The following is a 17,183-nucleotide window of genomic DNA, read 5'->3' on the forward strand; positions in this document are numbered from 1 at the left end:
TTCAGTCGAGTGGGAAACGTGCCGCACGATCGGCGCACGGCGTCATGGGTGTGTCTCGCGGCAGATGCACGGACGAGCTTTGCTGGCTGCCCCGTAGGGCCGACAGGTGCGCGCGAACGGGTGTCCCAACGGCGATCTGGTCAATCTCGTCGACCGTGAGCCCGAACATTTCGCGGTACAGAGGCTGTTGGGTTGGCGTCGAAATTCGCTTCATCTGGATTCCTGTCAGTCAAGGGTGGCCATTTCCTGCAGATAGTCTTCACGCCAGGTCGGCGAGCCGGTTGCAAGGTGCTTGTCGAGTGTCCGCTGCGCCGCACCGTCGGCACGCAAGATCGCGAGTGCTTCCTTCGGAAACTTCGCCTGCAACATCCGAGAGTGGTCCGGTGTGACCCATAGGTAGTCTCGGTTGGGAATGCCGTTGCTGATCATGTCGATCTGGTCGTCGGTCAACCCGAACACGTCCCTGTAGAGACGTTTGTTGTTGACCGCGTCGCGGTTCGGCAGAAAGAAGAAGTTCTGGATGTTCTCCTTCAGGATCTCGAAGTTCGGGACTCGCTCAAGCTGGCTGAGCGACTGGGTCGCCATGACGAGGGTGCCGTTAAGGCCCCGGATCGTGACCGCCCACATTTCCAGTCGCGCGTAGAAGCGCGGGTACCGGAAGAAGAAGCCGCACTCCTCGACCTCGATGATCGTGACGCGCTTTCCGTCGAGCCACTGCGAAATCCGATAGAACGCGTAGTCCATGAACAGCGCGGCGGCAACCGGGTAGCTTTCGAACAGCTCACCCATCTCGATCGCCAAGTCATCCGAAAGGGAGAACGCATCTTCCACGTGATCGAAGAAGCGACCATTCTTCTCGCCCTGCGTCCAAATCTGAAGGCGGTCACGCAGCTCGGCCGGCAGCAGCGGGGCCAGATACGAGAGCGTCCAGTACTCGCGCGGATAACCTTGCGCGAGCGTCACGACGCGCTCGTAAATCGTCCGCTGCTGTTGCGGACTGCACCGGAAGTCCTCACCGTCACCCTCGATCGCCATCTGAACCCAATCCGACACGTAGGTGTAGTGCCGGGGATCGGCCAACAGCGATAGCGGGTTGACCTGCGTCGCGGCTGCGAATTTGCCGGTCGCATCGACGAATTTGCCATCTGCGAATACGGTCGGGATGCGCGTCGATCGATTCTTGTCGAACTTGATCCGCCGCGGCCCGAAGCGTCCGGTTTGCGAAACGAGAAAGTTGAGAAAGATCGTTTTGCCTGCGCCGATCGGGCCAACGATCAACGTATGCGACTTCCCGCTCGGGTCATGCAACGTGATGCGCTGCAGCGTCCGGTGCCGAGTCGGCAGGAGCGTCAGCGGGCCGACCTTTTTGCCCAACTGCTGCGTGAGCCATGGGTTGACGTCGCTGCCTTCCGCAACGCCGCGCACCGGCGCAATATCCGATACCACGGGCGTCTCAACGAACTGCAATCGCTTCTGCTGATCCCACCGTCCGGGCAGCGTCGAAGCCCAGGCTGCCGGCAGGTTGCGCTTCTCGATCAAAACTCCGAAACCAGCATTGCCGATGCGGCCGACAATCTCGCGTGCGTTATCGTCGCACTCGTCGGTCGTGTCCCCATAGACCACTACCGAGATGTTCACGAAGCCGTACTGCTGCCCCTCTGCAATCAGGCGCGCAAGCGCGGTTTCCGCCTCTTTGGCGAGGATCTCGCGCCCCTTCTCGTTCTCCATGCTTTCCTTCTTCTCGTCTTTCGAGAAGAAACTCTTCAGGATCTTGACCGGACTGAACGCGGCTACCTTGTAGAACTTGCGCATCTTTTCGATGTACGCCTGCGCCTTGGAGGTAGACAGGAATCGGAATATGACGCACACGTCGAACTCGGCGTCGACGTCGGCGAGGACGTCAAGTGCAGCTTCCTGAAAACCCATCCACTCTTTGACCGCGATGATCTTCGCGTAGCGCGTGCCGTGAGCCGACTCGAACATGATGTGCTCGGCGCCGTAGGTCACGAAGCTTTCCGTCAGGTGGGTGTCAAGCATCGTCACCGGGTAGCGCACGCGCCGCGGCGGGACGGATGGGTTCGCTGTCTGGTGAAGAAAGGCAAGCGCATTCTGCAACTGGAGACGCTGCATCCTCAGCCGCGCGACACCGCCCTTGAAAGCGTCCAGAATCCCCTCGAAGCGCTTGATATCAGACGTGATTCGCTCCATGTCGAAAACAAATGCGCTGCGCGCGAGCACCAAATCCTTGACGGTTTCGAGCAAGGCTATCGGCACCGACTTTCCGCCCACCGTGATGTGATAGGCGACCTTCTCGAACAGCTTGTTGATACCTGTTTCAGGCGTATACGCGAGGGCGAGGGAGTGGATATTGCGGAAGTACTTCCCACTCCCCACGCTCTTTTGGTTGATTGCGTCCACGTGTCGATCCATCTCTGACGCGAATTCGCCACCGATCGCGCCCCGAACCCGGCGATGCGACATGCGCCACCATGCAGTGATCCGGTGATCGAAGTTCTTGCAGGCGTGGTCGAGGTTGTCACGCGCCGCCGAGATTTCGCCGGCATTCGGGCTATCCGCATCCACGCCTTCGAACGTGTACAGCGTTAGCAGCGACCCGTCCTTGTCTAAGATGATTTCGGGGGTCACCATCGTCGCCCACGGGGCGATTTCCTGAATCGCCCGTCGCTTCGGGTTCGCACTCACAGGGGGAGCTCCTGATCAAATCCATACGGCCGCCTGAATCGGGCAGCGACATCGACGGTATGCAATGGCTCGTGTACGTCCGGATACCGGTTGTAGACGACCAGCACCTCCTTCCACCACGGATCGCTTGACGACAGCCAACGGAGAAACCCGTGCACCAGGATGCCGATGACCAGATAGATCGGCGACATGCTGCTGTAGCACAGCAGCGCCGTTAGCGTCCCATTGGCGATCGCGAGGCCGCGGTCGGCGCCGCCCATCTGGCGCGGCAACGAAAGCGACCGGCTGACTTTTTTTCGCTCACGCACAGGTGTAGTTGATCTTCAGCTGGTTTTTAACGAGCGCAGTCGCGCACGACGCAAACCCGAGGCCGACAATCACCGTCGAGAGCAACTTCCCGATATTGCTTTCCGAGTTCGCAATCGCCACCGCACCGACGATAATCAGAACAATGCCGATCCCGAGTAGCCACGGTCCACTGACATAGGCCTGAATCAGGCAAACCAGATTTGCGGCATTTCCGAGGTCGGAAAGGTCGACCGCCTTCGCGGCCGGCGCGGCAAACGTGAGGGCCAGCGCGATCAGGGTGGAGACGCGTTGGCCACGCCCGAACAGGTAGTGGCTGGTATCCAGGATCTTTTTCCGGACCAGAGAAAACAGCGTTTGAATGTGCTTCTTCATCGATGAACCCCGTGTGGTTAGAAAACGCGTTCGAGGACGTAATCCCCGTCTTTGAAACCCTTGATCGCCAGCACTTCCGATACATGGCGCAGCTCGCCCGATCGGCGAAGATGGATGACATAGTGGAAGCAGTCGGCAATGGCCTTGCGCATGTCCGTGAGCTCCCAGCGACTACCCAGCGGGATGCCGAGCATCGCAAGGCTCTCGAGGCGGCTTAGGCCACCACGCGCATCGTTCGAGTGGATCGATCCCATTCCCCCGTCGTGACCGGTGCTGAGCGCCTGGATGAAGTCGTACGCCTCCCCGCCGCGCACTTCGCCGACGATGATTCGGTCGGGGCGGAACCGCAGGCAAAGCGCCACCAGAACCTGCGTTGTCACACCCTTGTCAGGGTTCGACAGCAGTCGGACACGGTTCGGAAGATCGACCTTCAGTTCCATCGTGTCCTCGATCGTGATGACCCGCTCCTCGCTGGGGATGAGGGCATTCAGCGCGTTCAGAAACGTTGTCTTACCGGTCGAAGTTCCGCCGGCGACGAGTACGTTGGCGCGCTGTTTGACCATCGCGGTGAACGCGTCGGCGAGCGCTTCGTCCGCGACACCGGGTGGGAAAATCGGACGATCGATGTCTCGCTTCGCATGTACCCGGGAGAACGCGCCCATCCGCGCGTAATCGTTGATCGACAGGTTGGTCTCGCGATGCCGGCGAATCGCGAGCGCGTCGCCGTCGATCGCGGTCGGTTTCATCACCGTCGCGATCCGGAGGTTCTTGTGGCCGCCGTTGATAATCCCCTGGGCCGTCCCGGCCTGCGCCGACTTCTCAACCGAGGCCGCAAGCGAATGGATCGCACCTGTCAGCGTCGCCGGATTGAACTCCACGTCGAGCCGACGCATCGCGCCCCGCTCCTCGACCCAGATGTTGTTCGCCGAATTGATCATGACTTCGGCGACGTTCGGGGATTCGAGGTATGGTTTGATGAGCTTCAACGACTCGAAGAACAGCTGTACAGCGTTCTCCTCGAGTCTCGCGACCTTCAAAAAGGGGTTTTCGGCAATCTCAGACATGCAGCTATTGTTCAAGCTGGCACATCCGCCAATCGCCCGAAAGAATGGCTAAATTGAACAGCTTTCGCGCGCCTGAGGACGTCCGCCGCGACGCCGCCGTTGCACCGAATTGCGCGCAACCGGTTGAAGGGGAAAACCCGAAATGCTCCAGAAAAACGCATAGCTTTCGCCCCAAACGAACCGGCATTCCGATGGCATGCGTTTGTGGCGGGCAAAAAAAAGCCCGGTCACGAAGACCGGGCGGATTTCAGAAAATTGCGTGCAACAGATGCCGATCAACAAACGACCTCGATCGTCTCGCCGAACGGTGCGCGTCGTGCGCGCCTTATCGGTGTCGTCGACGCCCAAAGCACCGGATACGGCGGCTCTGTGTACGGAAACGACCCTTCCATGTCGGTCAGGTACACGAGGAACGCGGGTTCGATCTCGTCGCTCTCGAGCCGTCGAAACGGGTCGACGAACGAGGTGCCACTGCCACCCTTCAACGGCGCCAGCTCGACCGGCTCCCCACGCTCGAACATCTGCACCTGCGTCACGCGCTCGTCGCAGTCCATTACGATCAACCGCCGCGGGCGTACCGCGTCGGCAACCGACAGGATCTCGGCCGCAAACTGCGCCTGCGTCTCGTCCCAAACCGAGCCGCTGGCGTCGCGGACGAACACGGCGTCACCTACGGCCGGCTCGCCCAACGACGGCAAGTACATCCCGAGGTGCAGGTATCGCCGGTTCGGCTGGGCCCACGTATAGTCGGTCGGCGCCGCATCTTGAGCGAAGCGATGCAAGAGCGAACGCCAATCGACCACCGCGGCCACGGCCTCCTCGACGCAGGCTTGTAGCGCGCCGCCAAGCTTGCCGCATGCCTGCGCTGCCTTCGCAGCCTGAAGCACGGCCACCTTCCACTCAGCCTCCTTTGCCGCCTTGTCGGGCCCGGCATACTGCCGAACTTCCCCGCAAGACGGCGCAGGTTCCGTGGCCTGGTCATCCGCCGCGCCGGCCGGTTGAGAACCCGGCGAGCCAGACGGATCGGCAGGCTGGCTTCCCGGCTGAGCATCGGATGCCTGCTTGCCACCCGGCTTCTTCGCGGCCTGGCGCTTCTCGTGCTGGCGAATGCCGTAGACCTCCTCGGCCGACATCCCCTTGAAGCGGGCATCTATCAACGCGCCGGGCGGGAGCTGCATCCCTGCAGCCACCACCATCGCGTTGACGACGTAGTCGCACGCCTCGTTCCAGCCCTCAGGGTCACGATGACCTTGGCGCCAGCAGTGGCCAGCCGCGACGTGCCATACCACATGCGCGAACACGCCGCGAACCTCCAGGTCGTTCAGAGTTTGGGCATATTCCGGGTTGTAGCCCAGCGATTCGCCGTCCGTCCAGAACGTCTTGCAGCTCGGGTCCTCACGGACTTTGAGCCGCAGCGCCAGCGCGCCGATGAAGGGGTGGTCAAGCACCAGTGCCGTGCGTTGCTTCGAAATGCGTGAGTCCATCGCGACCTCACGCTGCAGCGAGGAACGCCAGGCGCGGCGCAGACTGATCGGTGATCTGATCGGTCATCGGCGCGGCCAGCGCGCCGCCCATGAAGGCGGCCATCAGGTCCTCGATCTCGGTCGCTTTCGCGGCCACCTGCGAGCGCAGCACCATCGATTCCTTCAACTCGGCTCCATCGTGCGCGGCCAGATGTACCTTGGCCTGCTCGAGGATGTGGTTCAGCTTCGGATCGTCCGTGAAGTTCAGCTTCGGCAACAGCTCGCACAACTCGCGAACGTGGTTCGCGACGTCGAGACGGACGTTGGTCGACGCGTACAGGCGGTTCCCCATCGTCGACACGGCCTCGTACAGACGACCCACCAGATCCCGGTTTGCCGTCTGGATCGACGCGAGCGCGTGCTGATCGATTTCCGTACGCAGGCCGGTCAGCACATCATTCGGCAAGTCGACCCCGAACTGACTGGCATCCGGAAACGGCAGGACGGACAGCTTGATGCCGAACTTGCCCTTCAACTCGGCGAGCGACGGATAGTCGGCCTCGTTATACAACGTGCCCATCTCGTCGCGCGCGCGGTCCTTCAGGTTGAGATAGTCGGTCAGGAAAATCGACACCGCGAGATCGAACTCGTCCTTCATGGCACGCATGCGATCCGCCACCTCCATGTAGACCATGGTCGGCAGCAGACGCACGCCCAACTGGTCGTACTTCAGCGTGCGGCTGTAGTAATACGAGCGAATCCGGCCGCCAATCGAGACGACTTCCGCGTAGCTCGGTGCATGTTCGGGCAGCAGCCGTTTGTTGAAACGGCCGATGCCGCGTGCCTTGTGATTCTTTTCGACCTCTTCGGTGACCTTCCCGTCGTAGCGACGGGCGACCCACGTGGAAATCGCGGTAGACGACAGCATGACCTTGGACTGCAGATCGGTGATGTTCATGGAAAGCTACAGATAGACAGAGAATTGCGAGACGAAAAAAAGCCACGGACCGGTATCGGCCGTGGCATCAGGGAAAATCACAACAGGAAGCGAAGGTGGTCAGTTGCCGGTGATGATCTTGCCGATCTCCCCACCCAGCGCGCGGATAAACGCATGGTGGCTCTGCAGCTCGGGCTTACGCGCGGTTGCATCACGCACCAGGAGCGCCGTGAACTCGCGGTACCCTTCGTCAACGAGACGCTCCGCATACCGCAGAACACGTTCGAAATTGCCATCGCTCGCCTTGTGCGCGAGCGCCGCGGTGAGCGCGTACAAAATGCTCGGCTCTTCGGGGATTGCACCCAGGTCCGGATTCAGGAGAATCGCATCAACCGAGGGGAGCACCCGATAGATTGCGAGGAAGCTGGTCAACTCGGCGCCAGCGCCCTCACCGACCGTCGCGTTGATCGCGTCAGGCAACAAATCAGCCGGAACCGCCGGCAGTGTCTTGGCGAGAAACCCCCATTTCCGGGGGCTGGCCGATGCAACGATGTCGCGGCTGCTGCGCTCCTCCCACAGCAGGTTCGGTCTGAAGCGAAGGAAGGCGATCAGCTCGGGAGGAACATTCTGACGAACTGCCCAAGCCGTCCAGTCGTCGATCGTCGCTTCGAGCTCGACGACAGCAGCGAATCGCGAGATCAGGGGATCGAGGATCCCGGTGACACCGGCGTTGTCGCTGCGCCGGTTGGTCGCGGCGACAAATGTGACGCAATCCGGCAGCACATGCTCGCCGATCCTGTGCGCGAGCAACAGTTGCATCTTGGCGGCCTGCACTGCCGGCGACGCCTGACCGAGATCGTCGAAGAACCAGACCAGCGGACGCGTTGCTGAGAGCGCACGCTCGAGGTCGCCAAAGGGCAGAAAGCGAGCATGCAAACCATCGGCAGCGGGGAACGGCAGCCCTTTCGAGTCCGTCGGATCTTCGACAACCGGGTGGCTGATGAGGAGATCATGATCGGCCTCGTCAGTGGCGGCCTCGACGATGTCGGACTTGCCACAACCCGGCCGACCGGTGATCAGGACGGGGAGCCGGTTGGGGATGTAGACGCGAAGCAGCTGGGTGAGACGTGCGGGAGAGAGTTTCATGGGGTCCAGGAATAGAAAGCCCCACGGAATCGCGCCCGGCAGGGACGTGACCCTGCGGGGCGATGGGAGATGCCGCGATGCGGCGTGTCGATGCGTCCGGAGACGCTGTTTGGTGCTTAGGCGTGTGCGCCCACGAGCGCGGCGACCTGCTTGTCCGTCAATGACGATCGCGGCACGCACGTCTCGCGCGTCACGATCATCACGCCGTATACGTCGGCGAGCACGCGCGCCTCGGGGCAAAGTACGAGCAGCTCGTCGGGGCCGGTCGGCGCCGGCGAGCGATTGCGCCACACGTTGATCGCCACCTCGATCTCAGCGATCGAGACGACGTCCGGCGGTAGGCGAGTGGATACGACAGGTTGGTTCATGGGTGACCTCGAATGTGTCGCCCCGTGAACAACGCCCTGCGGGACGTGATCCCCTGGGGCAGGAAAAGGCCGCTTTGCGGCGGATTCGATGCGTCGACGACGCGGTGAGTAAAGCCAGTGTAGGACGCCCGGTGCCAGGGGCCAACCGGAAAGGTCGGGAAAACCAAGCGGCTTTAAATCCGCCAGCCAGCGATCGGACGAAAAAAAAACGGCGCTCGAAGCGCCGGTTGTTCGAAATTGGCTGAAGCCCCAGCCCTCATATCTCAAGCAGATCGCCTTGGATATTCAACATCGGACGGACCGCCGCACGGATCTCGGCTTCTCGCTCGCGCATCCTGCGCGTTCGCTCTTCGCCTACCCCGTTGTACTTCTCGACCACGTACACGAAGTACTGCGGTTTCGCCGGGCCCGGCCACACTCGCCATTCAGCCATGATGCGCGCGCGCACCGCCGGATCGCACGCGAAATACGACGCGCGCCCCTTGCGCCACACGCTTGCGTCGTGGTCGCGCATTCGCTGCTCGCTCGTCCGGGTTCTGGCGATCCGCAGCGCCTTCTCCGCTTCGACATCCGTTTCCGGTGCCGGCGCGAGTTGGTCTGCGAACAGCGGGCAGTCGCGCTCGAGCTTACGCGCAACTCGCTTGTGCCGATTGAGAAACGCTTGCTCCTTTCGAGGCGTCCAGCTGTAGGCCTCGTAACGCGCCTTTCGATCGAATCGCATGCTCCGCTCCTCGATCAGGCCGCGCGCGGCATCAGCCGCGACCGGGCATAGTCCAGCGTGCCGTTCTTGGCGTGGAGCGTACGTCCGTCGGCGGAACCCGGCTTTGCCAATGCATAGCGCGTCGCCGCACCACGGCGAAAGCGGCGGATCTCGGAATAGCCATCAGCGATCGCACGGTCGACATGCTCGACGCCCGAGATGACGACGTTGTCAGGTGTCCGGTATCGCGCGAGGCCGGCCTGCTTCTTCGCGTCGTTGGCGGCCTCGTCGGCGCGCCGTTGCGCCTTCGCGGCGTCCTGCTTTGCCTCCCATTCGGCTTGTTCCGCCTCATCGAAGCCGCAAAACGCGAAGATCGCACGCCGCCGACGAGACGAATTCAACCCGCGCAGCGACAGTCCAAACTGCTCGCGAAGTACTTGCTTGCTCTGGTCATTCCAGCCATCCGGGTGATCCAGGACCTTCAGCAAGGAGCTGACGTCGCGGGCCTCGACCGCGGCCGCAAACTGGTTCGGCCGTTCGAAGGTCGTACGCCCTCGATCCAGCCTCGCCATATCGGTCTGCAGGTCGTACCGCCGCTGTGAGATCCGCCCTTTCTGCCGATCTGATTCGAGGTCATCCAGCGTCTTCCTCAGAACCACATCGCCTATCAGGTCGCGCAAGCGCTCGGCAACGGGAGAGATCGCGACACCAACATCCACGGGGCGTTGGTAATGCTCCGGAAGGGCCAGCTTGCCCACGACGCCAGCGGCGAACAGCCTGTCGTCGACGTCGACGTACGAACTGTCAGACGGAGCGGACTCCAACGCCGCGACGACCCTCGCACCGAGTTCCGCATCGATCGTCCGCTTCTCGTGACGGAAGATTGCCACCGCGGACTGCATGACGTTGTACGGAAGGGAGTTACGGAGAGCGGGAACCTCCAGAAGGACGGGGAACCACTGCAGGTCGAACTGGAAGCGCTTTGCGTCCCCGCGATAGTCCGCTAACACCGCGTCAGGAATCGGCTGATCCTGAAACAGCGCGTAGGCTACGTGGAGCTCGTGCCGGCCATTGACCCCGCCCGACAGCGAGAGTCGCGGTCCTTGCGACGTGTAACCGAAGAGGTCCACCGCGACCTGATCGCAAACATCGGGTAGGTGAAAGTGACCGCCAGCAGCTCGCGCAGCGCCGGCCTCGGCCTCCAGCTGCGGACCGGAAAGCATCCACGCAGGCTTCTCTGCCAGCTCAAACACGAACTGGAAAATCTCCCAGCGCTTGCGGGTGATCTGCCATGGCTGCAGGTGCGTCCCGTCCTTGGTGAACCAGGTGTCACGAAGCTCGGCAAAGAGCGCCGTGAAGATCGCATGGGCGGTGCCCGGCTGGCGGACAGTCAAGACCCCGTTGTAGCGCAGGATCGGCAGTGCAGTACGACCACGCGTCAACGAGATCTCCGACGTGTCGTACGCAGACAGCGACGCGTCGTGGAAGAACACGTGGAAAACGTGCGCCAGCGTGTCGACGTGGATTGCTTCGTTGGGGGTATGGATCGTGTACATCAGTGGTTGTCCTTGCAAAAGGGGCAACCACCCCATCCGGGCAGTTGCCCCGGATTGGGAGAAAGAGAGGGTGATGCGTCAGTCGATATCGATCAGGTTAGAGACCACCGCCGCAACGGCCCAGGCATCGGAACGCGTCAGCGTCTTCATGCGAATGAGCGGTTGGGTTCGCCAGTGGCCAACCCCGAGTCCTGCATCGCGCCAAATAGTGTCGATATGCACGATCCACCCTTCCACCATACCGCGCAGAATCGACACGGAACTACGCCGCTGATTCTCGGCGTCAACCGGCCACTTGGACCACGGCTTTCGCCCAAAAACGGCCTCGTTCGCATACCTCGATTGGTTGGCAACGATCACCCATTCCGGCTCGAGACCGGGAACTCGTAACGCCTGCTCCAAGTAACGAGCGACCTCCTCCACCGTCTTGCCGGCAAATTTATGCCCCTCCAGCGGCCGCAATTCCGGCTGCTCCAGAACTTCAAACATGGAAACCTCAAAATAAAAAGGGCCACACCGAAAGGTGTAGCCCTTGATAGGAAAGCGGCCGCCCAGATGGGCGGCCGTCAGATCGATTTAATGCGTGTGGTGACGCAGAGAACGACGTTGGTCGCGTTCCGCCTTGCGACCGCGTTCGCATGCGACGATGCCGTAGCCGCAGAACACCAGCGTCAGAAGCAGTGCAACAGGACCGAAGTACATATTCATTCTCCGTTCATGGAATCCATACCGACAATGTACGTTATCACACCGATTACGACCAGAGCAGCGACGTTCATCGCGGCCCAGATCGAGAACTCCGAGATGGCGTGCACGTAGCCGACCACACCGACGATCGAAGAAACCGTCAACGTATGGCAAAACCGCCCAAATTGCTGCCGCTGGTCCTTCGACCACGTCGCACGAACCAGCCGGGCACCCAGTCTCGACCGCGGCTTCGACGCAAGCTCGGTTACCGACACGACGTCGAAGCTATCCCCCGTCGCCTGTATCAGCCTTGCCTCAAACCCGTCCCAAGTCGCCGTCACGGCCGGAGGCGGCTCCGTTTCCTTGACCGCGATCAGCAGCTCTCGCATCGGCACGGAAATGAAAACGATCTGCTCATCCGAGTCGTACGATCCGCGATCGACGACCGTCAGGCCCGAAGGAAATTCGACACGGACATCAACGAATTCCATCGTACCTCCTATCGCCGGTCGCTATCGAGACCATCCACGAGCCGCAAGCCGCCAAGCAAGGCTTGGTAGCCCTCGTCCGTGTCGAGTTGGGCGAGCGGCACGACGTTGTCGCCGCCGCCCGACAAATCGCGGTGGCCCCGTCGGGTGCGGAACGACACCGCGACTTGCTGACGCGACGACGAATCCGCCACTTCGAGCATCATCCGGCTGGTACGCAGCGTGACGCGGCAGCCGCGGCCAGCCTTCGCCGGCTCGGCCACCACCTCGTGCTCGCCCGCGCGCAACCGCAGATCGCGTGCAACACGGTGGAGCATTCGCGTCGCGTGGTGAGTCAATGCAGCATCGGACGCGACGCCACCCGCGCGCCGGTCCGCGTACAGAACTTTCGGTACCTTGAACATCTTGCCCTCGGAATAAAAAAAAGCGAGGCCCCGAACGGGAACCTCGCTATGCAGGAAGAAGCCGGCGGCTGCCGGCGAATGAACGGCTTAGCGCGTGATGCGCATGCCGGAAGAACTGCTGACGAGCATCACGCGATCGCCGGGGGCGAAGCGCTGCTCGTCGGATTGAACGACCACCAACGTCCGACCAGACCCCGTGCGAACGACGACCTCGAGGCCGGCGTGACGCGCGAGCGATTCCGACAGACGCTGGGAAACGTAGGCCGCACCGGCGCCGGCAAGCGCGCCGGCGATGTACCGGCCGTTGCCGCCGCCGATCGTGCGGGAGCCGAGAAACGTACTCACACCCGCGCTAAGCAGCGACGCCAGGCCGGATCGGTCCGACTCGCTGCTGATCGTGATGCCGCGCACGCTGACGACGGTGGCCGCCTCGATTTCTCCCGCGCGCTGGACGTCATAGCGCTGGTAGACGTCGGGAGACCCGAAGTCGTAGGAAGCACACGCGGTCAGGGACGAGAGAAGCAGGACAGAGATGAGAAGCTTGAACATGACGATTGCCTCAAAAAAAGAAGGGCAATCGCCCGTCAGGGAGATTGCCCTGACTGGGAAGCCGACACGTTGTCGGTAAGAGAAATGCGCACGGGCGAAGCCGATGCAGCTGGGTCGATGCGCAGAAGCGCGAGAAACAGGTTCAGTGTAGAACTGGGCGGCCACGCCGCGTGCCGGAATCATCGATAAAACCGCCCCGCTTTCCTCTGGGCGAAAAAAAAGCGCCTGCCCGATTGCTCGGGAGGCGCTGGTTGAAGTTGTGTTTGCCGTCTACCACGGGATAATCGGATCCATCGTGACCACGCCCTTGCGAGGCCTCGACTTCTTCGGCTTTGGCGCGTCATACCCAAAGCGGGCCCATGCCATCGGATCGATGGGCACCGGATTCGTTCTTCCCGTTGCCAGGTTCACGAACACCGACGAGTACGACAGCGTCCCGGTCCGGTAAAGCGTCCAAAGCAAATTGAACGCCTGCACCGAAATCGCCTGGTTGATTACCAACGACTGCTTGCGCAGCGCGTCGGCCATCGAGCACGATGGCGTCTCGTCGTCCTTGTCATTCCGAGCATTCAGCAGATCCGGGAACAGATCACCCACGTGGGGCAGCCTGTCGTGCCGAGCCTTGCCGAGTTCCCCGAGAATGACCTGGCCGCGATCCGTCTCGTTGCCGCAGTCGAGGTAGTAGTGACAACTCCCCCGCTTTGCGGCCTGCATAATGGCGTGCCGCGCGCGGCGTGAGTCGACGCAGCCCACCACGATATCGGCCACGATACGCACCGATGAATCCACACGCCGCGGTTCCGCAACCCAGTTGGTCCCCATCAGATTGTTGAGCCGATTCACAAGCAGCAGCGCCTTGTAATGCCCGACGTCATTGGGATAGAACCCCTGCCGCCCGACATTCGTCTCGCTGACCGTATCGTCGTCGTACACCGTACATTCGATCCCGCCCGGGTGGCCGAGCTCGATCATGGCGTGATGCAGCCGCGCGAGACTGGGAAGAAAGGCGCTCCCGGTCCCGCCGGCGCCGACCACCACGACGCGCCACGGCCGGCGGATCATGTCGGCCGGAATATTGTGAGTGATCGCCTCGCTCATCACATCACCTCCATCGTCAATGCGGCCGCCCACGACTCCGGCACGCGTTCGAACTTCTCGAAGATCCCCTTCGCGCAAAGCCGCAGCGCGACGGACGGCGTACGATCGCAATGGCCCAGCACGAGCGCAAACTTCACGTCGTGCTGGTCATCCTTGTTGTCCGTGCGCGAGAAGAACGCGGGGCCCGTGCCATGGGAATGGCAATCCACCACCAGCCATTCGCCGTCTGCAAGTCGCGGCCGCTCATAGACCAGATGCCCTGGCCCGTGCGACAGCGAAGGCAACGCAACGATGCGGAACGTAAAGGTCACGCTGTTCCAGACGATCCACGCACCGACCTCGTTTGGCAATGCCGCCCGAGCCATCGCATGAAACTCCGCGACGAGCGCGGCCGGAATCTGCCCGCACAAGAGCGCCGTCGTCTCATCGACGTTCCCGTACGGGACAGCTGTCGAGATCGCATACTGCGCGATGCGACGCACCACGTGCACCCAGGGACGCGAGATTTCGAGATAGACGCCATCCGATGCGATGAGCAGACGCTCACCCGAACGCGCCATCGGGACAACGGCCTCCCGCGACGGAACCATCACCGAGGGGAACGACTGCTGAAGAGCGGTATCGAGCGGATTCATGCATTCCTCCCGAGTTGGCCGTTCACCAGCTGCTCGAGCGTCCGCCTCATCGGCACCAGCGCGTTGAGCGGAAACGTCTCGCCGAACTTGCCGTCGAGCATGTCCCGCCAGAACGCGTACTCGCCGTCCTTGTAATCGATGCGTTTGCCGCCGGCATTCGGATGCGTAAAGGCCGAGTCGAAGAACCCGGCTTCCCAGCCATCGATCGACGCCACATCCACACGCTTCGGAACCCGCGCGCTACCGATGCAGATCCGACCCATGTCCCAGGTGTTGAAGTACGGCGGCTCGAACAGCGGCGTCTCGCGTACGGGGCGATCGCTGCATGCCACCGCAAACACGGAAAAGCCCTGATTCGAGGCCTGGAACACCAACCCGGGATTCGGAACCACGGCGCTTCGCTTACCGAGGCTCTCGCATTCGAAGAACACCCGGCGCATCGCTGGCGGACACCACCACGTGACTGCTTCTGGCGAGACCCCGAGCACCGTCGCTGGCAAAAACTCCGCCCGCGGGGCAGCGTGTTCGGCGAGATGCTGAAGGGTTTGAACAAGCACCTTCCGGTCAAGCGGACGACCGGCGCCAATGACGGGTCGACCGCTTTGGCGGTCAGCGATGACAGCGTGGGCTGTCGCAAAATGCGCGCCATCCTTGCCCGTATAGAGCAACAGCGCTTGCGACAACGTGACATCAGAGCCGGTTCTACCGGCCGAGATACCAGACATAACACACTCCTTTAAGTAGGTTGACTCACCAGCGCGAGAAGCCGGTCGAGATGAGTGAGAATTCGAAACGCCAGGGCCAGGTCGGCGTACTGGCGGCGGATAGCCTTCGGGGTCGACTCCAGCCGGGAGAACCCGCTGTAGGTCGTCGCATCCCCGCATTGAGCGGCACCGTCAAAGTGATGGTCGAGAAGGTCGCCAACAAACTCGTTGTCCTCGACGATCACCGAACAAATTCCATAGACAGGATTTGCGTCGTAGCTCACGTGAAACAGATCTCGCGTTCGGCTACGGCGCATCAGCGCCCGGAGGTTGAGAACCTCGGTGCATACGCGCCGAGGCATGCCCCTGCTGCGAGCGCGAAGCCGCACCAGCTCCGGGTCGGTCATGGCGCGCCGATCACGCCACTTACCGCGTCTAAACACACACGGATCAGCGTCGTCCGGGCAAAGCGCCGGCCGCACAATCGACGGCAGATACGCTGAACGGGTTTCGATGTCGTCCTCGAAGCGTTCCTTCAGCGCTTCGTCCGCATCCTTGTCAGAAATGTTCGGATCGGCGTCCCAGTACCAGCACGAAAATTCGTACAAGAACCAGTCTGGCAGGCGGACGAACATCGTCCGGGCCGACGCGCGGTACACCGCGGCCATCACCGTTCGGAAGAGCAACGGGTGGGCCGACCGGAGTGTCTCGATCGCCCCTTCAAGCGAGTAGACCCACTCGTCTTCAAGACCGAACCCAAAAAATAGCGGCGTCGGATCCTCATCGTTGTTCCCGTTACCGAGGCCATCGAGAACATCACGAACCGCATGCGCGTCGAACAGATGCGGCGTAAATCGGAGCCGGGAAAACTGCCCATACTGACGTCGCGTCCACGCATGAAACGCCTGCTGGAACGCGTCGCCGGCGTCGGCCGGATTATGAACATCACCTGCGCGCAACGGCCCGTACTGGAAATGCTTCAGGACCAAATCTGACAGGTTCACGTTTTCGCGCCACTTCAACCGCACCGCCCCCGGCACCCCCGTCGAGAAGGACGGAAGCGTCAGAAGATCAGCGGCAGGTCGACGTCCGGCAGCGGCAGCGCGTGGCGGTTGCCAGCGCGCGGCCGAGCCAGCTGCGATGCCTGAATCAGGGAGTGCAGGATCGAAGAACATTTCCGCATTTCCTCGTCATATAAAAAAACCGGCCTTTCGGCCGGTTCCTGTTGGTTGAAGCCACCATCCGGAATGGACAGGGCTTTGAGTAGATCGCGTTTACGCATGGGCGCCCTTGGCACCCGCTGCGCGGACGAATTTGTAGTGCGCCACCTCGCCCTTGATATCGGGGCCGTCGACCGCAGCGGTCGTCAGCTCCGGATACTGGGCGGTGTATAGATCACGCACCTGGTCCGCCGAGAATGCCGGGCCGGGATCCATGAGCGCCATACCGTTGTAGGTGAACTCGCGTACCAACGCTGCAATGCTGATGGACATGGTTCACCTCACAGGAGCAACGAGGACAGATCCGTGCCGGCCGGCTTTTGCTCGGCTGCAGCAGGCGACGGCGTCGGCGCGGCCGACGGTGCGGCTGCACCCTCGCCATCTCCGTCGTCGTCGGCGTCGTCCGCCGTGGACGCTTGCGCGGCCGCCGGCGTCGACGATTTCGACAGTACCTTCTGCGCCTTCTTCACCTGCGTCTGCTGCTGCGCTTCGAGAATGGCGTTGGTCGCCTGCACCTGTTCGCCAAGCGACTGGTGCGCGGCCGTAAAGCTCCGGACGGCGGCTGCGAAGCCCTCATCGAGCTCCGCGGCCGACGCCTTGAGGATCAGGGGTTGCCGGAGCGCGGCATCCTTACCACCGGACGGAATCACGACCACGACGATGCGATCGCCTTCCATCGCCAACGACAACACGACTTTCTCCGCCGAGCGAATCAGCAACTCCAGTTCTTGAAACATAGAAAACTCCAGAAAAAAATAAGCGCCGCACGAGGCGGCGCAA

21 protein-coding genes are annotated in these 17,183 nt (G+C 61.9%); all 21 read right to left on the reverse strand.

What is annotated here, in order from left to right; genetic code table 11:
* Position 1: 1 nt before the first annotated feature.
* The 21 genes from HWX36_RS33295 to HWX36_RS33395 all read right to left on the reverse strand — a co-directional run bounded on the left by HWX36_RS33295 (position 2) and on the right by HWX36_RS33395 (position 17,140).
* A complete protein-coding gene (locus HWX36_RS33295; RefSeq protein ID WP_175958019.1) occupies positions 2 to 214 on the reverse strand; it encodes a hypothetical protein in 213 nt (70 codons plus the stop codon).
* Positions 215 to 225: 11 nt separating this feature from the next.
* Positions 226 to 2,703, reverse strand: coding sequence for a type IV secretion system protein VirB4 (locus HWX36_RS33300; RefSeq protein WP_175958020.1), 2,478 nt, complete (start codon positions 2,701 to 2,703; stop codon positions 226 to 228).
* A complete protein-coding gene (locus HWX36_RS33305; protein WP_175958021.1) occupies positions 2,700 to 3,011 on the reverse strand; it encodes a VirB3 family type IV secretion system protein in 312 nt (103 codons plus the stop codon). Before HWX36_RS33305 ends, HWX36_RS33300 begins: the two co-directional genes overlap by 4 nt.
* Positions 3,004 to 3,384, reverse strand: a complete 381-nt coding sequence (locus HWX36_RS33310; protein WP_175958022.1) for a conjugal transfer protein TrbC — start codon at positions 3,382 to 3,384, stop codon at positions 3,004 to 3,006. Before HWX36_RS33310 ends, HWX36_RS33305 begins: the two co-directional genes overlap by 8 nt.
* Before the next feature lie 17 nt (positions 3,385 to 3,401).
* Positions 3,402 to 4,448 carry an ATPase, T2SS/T4P/T4SS family gene (locus HWX36_RS33315; RefSeq protein ID WP_175958023.1) on the reverse strand — a complete coding sequence of 349 codons (1,047 nt, stop codon included), beginning with the start codon at positions 4,446 to 4,448 and terminating at the stop codon, positions 3,402 to 3,404.
* A gap of 275 nt (positions 4,449 to 4,723) precedes the next feature.
* Entirely contained in the window at positions 4,724 to 5,932 is a 1,209-nt protein-coding gene (locus tag HWX36_RS33320; protein ID WP_175958024.1) for a VWA-like domain-containing protein, read from the reverse strand.
* Positions 5,933 to 5,939: 7 nt separating this feature from the next.
* Positions 5,940 to 6,869, reverse strand: a complete 930-nt coding sequence (locus HWX36_RS33325; protein ID WP_175958025.1) for a hypothetical protein — start codon at positions 6,867 to 6,869, stop codon at positions 5,940 to 5,942.
* A gap of 99 nt (positions 6,870 to 6,968) precedes the next feature.
* On the reverse strand, positions 6,969 to 7,994 hold the full coding sequence (locus HWX36_RS33330; protein ID WP_175958026.1) for an ATP-binding protein: 1,026 nt from the start codon (positions 7,992 to 7,994) through the stop codon (positions 6,969 to 6,971).
* A 116-nt stretch (positions 7,995 to 8,110) separates the two neighbouring features.
* Positions 8,111 to 8,362: a DUF3717 domain-containing protein gene (locus tag HWX36_RS33335; RefSeq protein ID WP_175958027.1), complete on the reverse strand. Its 252-nt coding sequence runs from the start codon at positions 8,360 to 8,362 to the stop codon at positions 8,111 to 8,113.
* A 256-nt stretch (positions 8,363 to 8,618) separates the two neighbouring features.
* The gene (locus tag HWX36_RS33340; protein ID WP_175958028.1) at positions 8,619 to 9,083 is read right to left on the reverse strand and encodes a hypothetical protein; all 465 of its coding nucleotides are present in this window, start codon (positions 9,081 to 9,083) and stop codon (positions 8,619 to 8,621) included.
* A 14-nt stretch (positions 9,084 to 9,097) separates the two neighbouring features.
* Complete coding sequence (locus HWX36_RS33345) at positions 9,098 to 10,618, reverse strand: hypothetical protein (protein ID WP_175958029.1); 1,521 nt, start codon at positions 10,616 to 10,618, stop codon at positions 9,098 to 9,100.
* A gap of 78 nt (positions 10,619 to 10,696) precedes the next feature.
* On the reverse strand, positions 10,697 to 11,107 hold the full coding sequence (locus tag HWX36_RS33350) for a hypothetical protein (RefSeq protein WP_175958030.1): 411 nt from the start codon (positions 11,105 to 11,107) through the stop codon (positions 10,697 to 10,699).
* A 215-nt stretch (positions 11,108 to 11,322) separates the two neighbouring features.
* Positions 11,323 to 11,796 carry a hypothetical protein gene (locus HWX36_RS33355; protein ID WP_175719104.1) on the reverse strand — a complete coding sequence of 158 codons (474 nt, stop codon included), beginning with the start codon at positions 11,794 to 11,796 and terminating at the stop codon, positions 11,323 to 11,325.
* A gap of 8 nt (positions 11,797 to 11,804) precedes the next feature.
* Positions 11,805 to 12,197 carry a hypothetical protein gene (locus HWX36_RS33360; protein ID WP_175719103.1) on the reverse strand — a complete coding sequence of 131 codons (393 nt, stop codon included), beginning with the start codon at positions 12,195 to 12,197 and terminating at the stop codon, positions 11,805 to 11,807.
* Between the two features lie 87 nt (positions 12,198 to 12,284).
* Complete coding sequence (locus tag HWX36_RS33365; RefSeq protein WP_175958031.1) at positions 12,285 to 12,746, reverse strand: hypothetical protein; 462 nt, start codon at positions 12,744 to 12,746, stop codon at positions 12,285 to 12,287.
* A gap of 270 nt (positions 12,747 to 13,016) precedes the next feature.
* Entirely contained in the window at positions 13,017 to 13,844 is an 828-nt protein-coding gene (locus HWX36_RS33370) for a PRTRC system ThiF family protein (protein WP_175958032.1), read from the reverse strand.
* Positions 13,844 to 14,479, reverse strand: a complete 636-nt coding sequence (locus HWX36_RS33375) for a PRTRC system protein A (RefSeq protein ID WP_175958033.1) — start codon at positions 14,477 to 14,479, stop codon at positions 13,844 to 13,846. The genes HWX36_RS33370 and HWX36_RS33375 overlap by 1 nt, the downstream gene beginning before the upstream one ends.
* Complete coding sequence (locus HWX36_RS33380) at positions 14,476 to 15,204, reverse strand: PRTRC system protein B (protein WP_175719099.1); 729 nt, start codon at positions 15,202 to 15,204, stop codon at positions 14,476 to 14,478. Before HWX36_RS33380 ends, HWX36_RS33375 begins: the two co-directional genes overlap by 4 nt.
* An 11-nt stretch (positions 15,205 to 15,215) precedes the next feature.
* On the reverse strand, positions 15,216 to 16,358 hold the full coding sequence (locus HWX36_RS33385; protein ID WP_175958034.1) for a PRTRC system protein F: 1,143 nt from the start codon (positions 16,356 to 16,358) through the stop codon (positions 15,216 to 15,218).
* Positions 16,359 to 16,457: 99 nt separating this feature from the next.
* The gene (locus HWX36_RS33390; protein WP_006757280.1) at positions 16,458 to 16,676 is read right to left on the reverse strand and encodes a PRTRC system protein C; all 219 of its coding nucleotides are present in this window, start codon (positions 16,674 to 16,676) and stop codon (positions 16,458 to 16,460) included.
* Between the two features lie 8 nt (positions 16,677 to 16,684).
* Positions 16,685 to 17,140, reverse strand: coding sequence for a PRTRC system protein E (locus HWX36_RS33395; protein WP_175719097.1), 456 nt, complete (start codon positions 17,138 to 17,140; stop codon positions 16,685 to 16,687).
* Positions 17,141 to 17,183: the final 43 nt, after the last annotated feature.

It is taken from the genome of Burkholderia sp. BCC0405 (assembly GCF_902833075.1).
Lineage (GTDB): Bacteria > Pseudomonadota > Gammaproteobacteria > Burkholderiales > Burkholderiaceae > Burkholderia.

What these genes read in the sequence shown, in the direction of transcription:
- HWX36_RS33295 (WP_175958019.1), bottom strand. Translation starts at nt 214, where the DNA reads ATGAAGCGAATTTCGACGCCAACCCAACAGCCTCTGTACCGCGAAATG.
- HWX36_RS33310 (WP_175958022.1), bottom strand. Translation starts at nt 3,384, where the DNA reads ATGAAGAAGCACATTCAAACGCTGTTTTCTCTGGTCCGGAAAAAGATC.
- HWX36_RS33315 (WP_175958023.1), bottom strand. Translation starts at nt 4,448, where the DNA reads ATGTCTGAGATTGCCGAAAACCCCTTTTTGAAGGTCGCGAGACTCGAG.
- HWX36_RS33320 (WP_175958024.1), bottom strand. Translation starts at nt 5,932, where the DNA reads ATGGACTCACGCATTTCGAAGCAACGCACGGCACTGGTGCTTGACCAC.
- HWX36_RS33325 (WP_175958025.1), bottom strand. Translation starts at nt 6,869, where the DNA reads ATGAACATCACCGATCTGCAGTCCAAGGTCATGCTGTCGTCTACCGCG.
- HWX36_RS33330 (WP_175958026.1), bottom strand. Translation starts at nt 7,994, where the DNA reads ATGAAACTCTCTCCCGCACGTCTCACCCAGCTGCTTCGCGTCTACATC.
- HWX36_RS33335 (WP_175958027.1), bottom strand. Translation starts at nt 8,362, where the DNA reads ATGAACCAACCTGTCGTATCCACTCGCCTACCGCCGGACGTCGTCTCG.
- HWX36_RS33340 (WP_175958028.1), bottom strand. Translation starts at nt 9,083, where the DNA reads ATGCGATTCGATCGAAAGGCGCGTTACGAGGCCTACAGCTGGACGCCT.
- HWX36_RS33345 (WP_175958029.1), bottom strand. Translation starts at nt 10,618, where the DNA reads ATGTACACGATCCATACCCCCAACGAAGCAATCCACGTCGACACGCTG.
- HWX36_RS33350 (WP_175958030.1), bottom strand. Translation starts at nt 11,107, where the DNA reads ATGTTTGAAGTTCTGGAGCAGCCGGAATTGCGGCCGCTGGAGGGGCAT.
- HWX36_RS33355 (WP_175719104.1), bottom strand. Translation starts at nt 11,796, where the DNA reads ATGGAATTCGTTGATGTCCGTGTCGAATTTCCTTCGGGCCTGACGGTC.
- HWX36_RS33360 (WP_175719103.1), bottom strand. Translation starts at nt 12,197, where the DNA reads ATGTTCAAGGTACCGAAAGTTCTGTACGCGGACCGGCGCGCGGGTGGC.
- HWX36_RS33365 (WP_175958031.1), bottom strand. Translation starts at nt 12,746, where the DNA reads ATGTTCAAGCTTCTCATCTCTGTCCTGCTTCTCTCGTCCCTGACCGCG.
- HWX36_RS33370 (WP_175958032.1), bottom strand. Translation starts at nt 13,844, where the DNA reads ATGAGCGAGGCGATCACTCACAATATTCCGGCCGACATGATCCGCCGG.
- HWX36_RS33375 (WP_175958033.1), bottom strand. Translation starts at nt 14,479, where the DNA reads ATGAATCCGCTCGATACCGCTCTTCAGCAGTCGTTCCCCTCGGTGATG.
- HWX36_RS33380 (WP_175719099.1), bottom strand. Translation starts at nt 15,204, where the DNA reads ATGTCTGGTATCTCGGCCGGTAGAACCGGCTCTGATGTCACGTTGTCG.
- HWX36_RS33385 (WP_175958034.1), bottom strand. Translation starts at nt 16,358, where the DNA reads ATGTTCTTCGATCCTGCACTCCCTGATTCAGGCATCGCAGCTGGCTCG.
- HWX36_RS33390 (WP_006757280.1), bottom strand. Translation starts at nt 16,676, where the DNA reads ATGTCCATCAGCATTGCAGCGTTGGTACGCGAGTTCACCTACAACGGT.
- HWX36_RS33395 (WP_175719097.1), bottom strand. Translation starts at nt 17,140, where the DNA reads ATGTTTCAAGAACTGGAGTTGCTGATTCGCTCGGCGGAGAAAGTCGTG.